This window comes from Aeromonas sp. TECH754 (assembly GCF_056279295.1).
Window position 1 is genome coordinate 3,629,001 of sequence record NZ_JBWBRA010000001.1, and the last position, 6,000, is coordinate 3,635,000.

General features: G+C 52.5%; 1 protein-coding gene, 1 tRNA gene, 2 rRNA genes and 2 pseudogenes (1 of these 6 cut by a window edge). 3 read left to right on the forward strand and 3 right to left on the reverse strand.

Annotated elements, in window-relative coordinates:
* Positions 1 to 352: 352 nt before the first annotated feature.
* The 3 genes and pseudogenes from ACZ9IL_RS16490 to ACZ9IL_RS16500 form a co-directional block, all read left to right on the forward strand.
* A pseudogene (locus tag ACZ9IL_RS16490) lies at positions 353 to 579 on the forward strand (transposase); the annotation flags it as partial.
* Between the two features lie 67 nt (positions 580 to 646).
* Positions 647 to 1,798 carry an IS30 family transposase gene (locus tag ACZ9IL_RS16495; RefSeq protein ID WP_476001825.1) on the forward strand — a complete coding sequence of 384 codons (1,152 nt, stop codon included), beginning with the start codon at positions 647 to 649 and terminating at the stop codon, positions 1,796 to 1,798.
* 9 nt (positions 1,799 to 1,807) lie between these two features.
* Positions 1,808 to 2,707: pseudogene (locus ACZ9IL_RS16500) on the forward strand (IS3 family transposase); the annotation flags it as partial.
* 168 nt (positions 2,708 to 2,875) lie between these two features.
* On the opposite strand, the gene ACZ9IL_RS16505 reads toward ACZ9IL_RS16500, so the two are convergent.
* The 3 genes from ACZ9IL_RS16505 to ACZ9IL_RS16515 all read right to left on the reverse strand — a co-directional run.
* A tRNA-Asp gene (locus ACZ9IL_RS16505) sits at positions 2,876 to 2,952 on the reverse strand.
* A gap of 97 nt (positions 2,953 to 3,049) precedes the next feature.
* Positions 3,050 to 3,164: ribosomal RNA gene (gene rrf, locus ACZ9IL_RS16510) — 5S ribosomal RNA — on the reverse strand.
* Positions 3,165 to 3,288: 124 nt separating this feature from the next.
* A 23S ribosomal RNA gene (locus tag ACZ9IL_RS16515) occupies positions 3,289 to 6,000 on the reverse strand (it continues 178 nt past the right edge of the window).

The following is a 6,000-nucleotide window of genomic DNA, read 5'->3' on the forward strand; positions in this document are numbered from 1 at the left end:
AACAGCTTCTGGATGAAGCGAGATAACTTGGATGGTTATCTGTCAGGAAGACGCAAGGAACACCACGGGATGTGGTAATGGACACCTCCAGGATGGAGAGGGTGAAGCAATCAGGAGCGATTGCCAGGCTAGGATGGCCACAGGACACCCCAACGGAATGGGAAGGGGAAATTCCAAAGGACAGGATAGAGTCAGGGATTGCAGGGAGCATGGCAGTTCAGGGACTGGACTAGATGACTTGAGGGGACGGCAGACGCCGTCCCCTTTTCTTTTATGGGATATGGTCAACTGAATCGCCCCTACTTTCCTAGACACCTCAAGAGCCTCAAACTGAGGTCATTCAGGAGGTGTTATGAGCAAGCAGCAACGTTACACGGAAGAATTCAAACTGGCCGCCGTCAAGCAGGTGACTGAGCGCCATTACCCAGTGGCAGAGATCGCTGAGCGACTTGGTGTTTCCAGCCACAGTCTCTACGTCTGGATCAAACGCTACAGCCAGCACGACGCCAGCAAGCCGAAATTCGGCGCCTCAAGGCTGAACTGCGCCGCGTCACCGATGAGCGAGATATCTTAAAAAAGGCCGCTGTAGATTCAATTGATCAACGCAACAACCATGTGAAAGCATGCCGTTGCGGAGGATTGTTGAATGAAGCGAACATTTACAGCAAAGGAAAAAGCGTTTGTTTTTGATCTGTGGAAGCGGGGAACAGGCTTCAGCGAGATAGCGAGAATCTTGGATTCAAAGCCCGGCACCATTTTCACCATGTTGAGGGACACGGGAGGCATCAAACCGAGCGAGCGCCGTCGAGCAGTAGCTCACCTGACGTTATCTGAGCGTGAGGAGATTCGAGCCGGTCTATCGGCACGAATGAGTATTCGTGCCATAGCACGCTCCCTTAACCGCTCTCCTTCAACAATATCTCGGGAAGTTCAACGTAATCGTGGTAGACGCGGCTACAAAGCTGTTGATGCCAATAATCGCGCTAATCGAATGGCCAAAAGACCCAAGGTATGCCTTCTGGAGCGGAATCCGCAACTGCGAAATCTGGTGCTGGAAAAACTCGAGTTAAAATGGTCTCCGGAGCAGATCTCTGGGTGGCTCAGAAGAACGTTCCCCCGCCAGAACATGATGCAGATATCCGCCGAGACGATTTATAAAACGCTGTATTTTCGCAATCGGAGTGCGCTGCACCACCTGCTTGTCAAACATCTGCGCCGTTCTCATAGCCTGCGCCATGGAAAACGCCATATACGCAAGGGAGAAAGAGGCACCATCAATATCGTGAATGGCATATCAATCCACGAGCGCTCCAAGCACATCGATAACCGACGATCATTCGGTCACTGGGAGGGGGATTTGGTGTCCGGCACTAATAACTCTCACATAGCCACACTTGTAGATAGGAAATCGCGCTATACCGTTATTCTCAAGCTAAATGGAAAGGATGCAGGGTCTGTAAATCAAGCGCTTATAGATAAATTCCAGGCACTGCCACCCACGCTCAGGCTGTCCCTGACGTGGGATCGCGGCATGGAACTGGCCAAGCATCTGGAGCTTACTGCCAGTACAGGAGTAAAAGTTTACTTCTGTGATCCTCAAAGTCCCTGGCAACGGGGCACGAACGAGAACACCAATGGTCTGATACGACAGTTTTTCCCCAAAAAGACATGCCTTGCCCAATATTCCCAGCAGGAGCTGGATAAGGTTGCAGCCCAACTAAACAGCAGACCGAGGAAGACCCTGAAATTTAAAACACCAAAAGAAGTTATTGAAAAGGGTGTTGCGTTGACAAGTTGAATCTACAGCCGCGTACTTTGCCAAACTGTCAGGGTAAGGTACGCCTTCATCCGGGAGCACGCGTCCACACATCCCATCCGCCGACTGTGTCGGATGATGAATGTCCACCCGAGCGGTTATTACGCCTGGCAGCACCAGCCTTTATCTGCCCGAGCACTTGAAGACCAACGCCTTCTGGGCCAGATCAAGTAATGTTGGCTAGAAAGCGGCGGCGTCTATGGTTATCGCAAGATCCGGGACGACCTGCGAGAGATGGGCGAGACCTGTGGGAAACACCGGGTGGCGCGATTAATGCGTCATGAAGGTTTACGTTCACAAACCGGTTATCGTCGCCGTCCCGGTCATTATGGTGGCCGGCCAACGGTGGTTGCACCGAATCATCTTGAACGCCAGTTCGATGTAACTGAGCCAAATAAGGTCTGGGTAACGGACATCAGTTATATTCGAACCCATGAAGGCTGGCTCTATCTGGCCGCGGTATTGGATTTGTTTTCACGACAAGTCATTGGTTGGTCAATGGGACCACGGATCGACCGAGAGTTGGCCATCAGCGCGTTACTGATGGCGGTGTGGCGACGGCAACCCGAACAGGAAGTGCTGGTTCATTCTGACCAAGGGAGCCAGTTTAGCAGCTATGACTGGCAGGATTTTTTGCGGGATCACCGGCTCAAGGCCAGCATGAGCAGACGTGGTAATTGTCATGATAACGCGGTGGCGGAGAGTTTTTTCCAGCTCCTCAAGCGCGAGCGGATCCGACGTAAAACCTATGCGGATCGCGAGGAGGCTCGGCAGGATGTGTTCGATTACATTGAGATGTTTTACAACCCCAAGCGTCGGCACAGTTTTAACAATGGGCTATCGACAGTAGAGTGTGAGAAGCAATATTTCGAACGGCTCAAAAGTGTCTAGAGAAGCCGGGGCGATTCAGCAGCTGGGGAAAGGTCGAACACAGGGAGAAAGCCATAGGGATCAAGTCGTTACTTTTTTGCTACTGGCCGATAGTGAGAGTGCAAAGCACGGAATTTTCAGATAGTACAAATGAAAAAAGCCCAGTCTTTCGACTGGGCTTTTAAAGTGTGGCGGAGCGGACGGGACTCGAACCCGCGACCCCCGGCGTGACAGGCCGGTATTCTAACCAACTGAACTACCGCTCCGCAATTTGGTTAGCGCTTTGCTAATTCTGCTGCCGTTCAACGAGGTGTCATCCTCTCGGCCAATGACGTGACTTTGCACATCATCGTTTAATTGGGTGCCTGGCAGTGTCCTACTCTCGCATGGCGAATGCCACACTACCATCGGCGCTACCGCGTTTCACTTCTGAGTTCGGCATGGGATCAGGTGGTTCCACGGCGCTATGGCCGCCAGGCAAAAAACTTCATCTGGAAAGCTGACGTGAATAACGACTTAGGCGTTTGCCTTGTCACTATCACTGAATTAGATAAGTAGTTCGTTCACTTGCTACAAGGCCCAGAACACTTCTTGGGTGTTGTATGGTTAAGCCTCACGGGTAATTAGTATGGGTTAGCTCAACACGTCGCCGCGCTTACACACCCCACCTATCAACGTTGTGGTCTCCAACGGCCCTTTAGGACCCTCAAGGGGTCAGGGATGACTCATCTCAGGGCTCGCTTCCCGCTTAGATGCTTTCAGCGGTTATCGATTCCGAACTTAGCTACCGGGCAGTGCCACTGGCGTGACAACCCGAACACCAGAGGTTCGTTCACTCCGGTCCTCTCGTACTAGGAGCAACTCCCTTCAATCATCCAACGCCCACGGCAGATAGGGACCGAACTGTCTCACGACGTTCTGAACCCAGCTCGCGTACCACTTTAAATGGCGAACAGCCATACCCTTGGGACCGACTTCAGCCCCAGGATGTGATGAGCCGACATCGAGGTGCCAAACACCGCCGTCGATATGAACTCTTGGGCGGTATCAGCCTGTTATCCCCGGAGTACCTTTTATCCGTTGAGCGATGGCCCTTCCATTCAGAACCACCGGATCACTATGACCTACTTTCGTACCTGCTCGACCTGTCCGTCTCGCAGTTAAGCTGGCTTATGCCATTGCACTAACCTCCTGATGTCCGACCAGGATTAGCCAACCTTCGTGCTCCTCCGTTACTCTTTGGGAGGAGACCGCCCCAGTCAAACTACCCACCAGGCACTGTCCGCGAGCCCGATTCAGGGCCCTGCGTTAGAACATCAAACATACAAGGGTGGTATTTCAAGGACGGCTCCAGCGCAACTAGCGTCACGCCTTCAAAGCCTCCCACCTATCCTACACATGTAGGTTCAATGTTCAGTGCCAAGCTGTAGTAAAGGTTCACGGGGTCTTTCCGTCTAGCCGCGGGTACACCGCATCTTCACGGCGAATTCGATTTCACTGAGTCTCGGGTGGAGACAGCATGGCCATGGTTACACCATTCGTGCAGGTCGGAACTTACCCGACAAGGAATTTCGCTACCTTAGGACCGTTATAGTTACGGCCGCCGTTTACCGGGGCTTCGATCAAGAGCTTCGCTTGCGCTAACCCCATCAATTAACCTTCCGGCACCGGGCAGGTGTCACACCCTATACGTCCACTTTCGTGTTTGCAGAGTGCTGTGTTTTTGATAAACAGTCCCAGCCATCTGGTCACTGCGACTCCCAACTGCTCCATCCGCAAGGGACTTCACTGTCAAGAGCGAACCTTCTCCCGAAGTTACGGTTCTATTTTGCCTAGTTCCTTCACCCGAGTTCTCTCAAGCGCCTTGGTATTCTCTACCCGACCACCTGTGTCGGTTTGGGGTACGATGACTTGTAATCTGAAGCTTAGAGGCTTTTCCTGGAAGCAGGGCATCAATGGCTTCACCACCGTAGTGGCTTCGTCTCGTGTCTCAGCGTTGCATCTCCGGATTTGCCTAGAGATACCGCCTACGCACTTTCACCAGGACAACCGTCGCCTGGCCCACCTAGCCTTCTCCGTCCCCCCATCGCAATTACAAGTCGTGCAGGAATATTAACCTGCTTCCCATCGATTACGCCTTTCGGCCTCACCTTAGGGGTCGACTCACCCTGCCCCGATTAACGTTGGACAGGAACCCTTGGTCTTCCGGCGAGGAGGCTTTTCACCCCCTTTATCGTTACTTACGTCAGCATTCGCACTTCTGATATCTCCAGCATACCTCTCGATACACCTTCGCAGACTTACAGAACGCTCCCCTACCACTCACACATACGTGTGAATCCGCGGCTTCGGTGCCTGGTTTGAGCCCCGTTACATCTTCCGCGCAGGCCGACTCGACTAGTGAGCTATTACGCTTTCTTTAAATGATGGCTGCTTCTAAGCCAACATCCTAGCTGTCTGAGCCTTCCCACATCGTTTCCCACTTAACCAGAACTTTGGGACCTTAGCCGGCGGTCTGGGTTGTTTCCCTCTTCACGACGGACGTTAGCACCCGCCGTGTGTCTCCCGGATATTACTTACTGGTATTCGGAGTTTGCATGGAGTTGGTAAGTCGGGATGACCCCCTAGTCCAAACAGTGCTCTACCCCCAGTAGTATTCGTCCGAGGCGCTACCTAAATAGCTTTCGGGGAGAACCAGCTATCTCCGAGTTTGATTGGCCTTTCACCCCCAGCCACAGGTCATCCCCTAACTTTGCAACGTTAGTGGGTTCGGTCCTCCAGTTGATGTTACTCAACCTTCAACCTGCCCATGGCTAGATCACCCGGTTTCGGGTCTACACCTTGCAACTAGACGCCCAGTTAAGACTCGGTTTCCCTACGGCTCCCCTATACGGTTAACCTCGCTACAAAATGTAAGTCGCTGACCCATTATACAAAAGGTACGCAGTCACCCCGAAGGGCTCCCACTGCTTGTACGTACACGGTTTCAGGTTCTATTTCACTCCCCTCACAGGGGTTCTTTTCGCCTTTCCCTCACGGTACTGGTTCACTATCGGTCAGTCAGGAGTATTTAGCCTTGGAGGATGGTCCCCCCATATTCAGACAGGATGTCACGTGTCCCGCCCTACTCGATTTCACAACAAGGTCGTTTTCATGTACGGGGCTATCACCCTGTATCGCTGGCCTTTCCAGGACCATTCCACTAACTTCCAAGTTGCTTAAGGGCTAATCCCCGTTCGCTCGCCGCTACTAAGGGAATCTCGGTTGATTTCTTTTCCTCGGGGTACTTAGATGTTTCAGTTCTCCCGGTTCGC

What these genes read in the sequence shown, in the direction of transcription:
- ACZ9IL_RS16495 (WP_476001825.1), top strand. Translation starts at nt 647, where the DNA reads ATGAAGCGAACATTTACAGCAAAGGAAAAAGCGTTTGTTTTTGATCTG.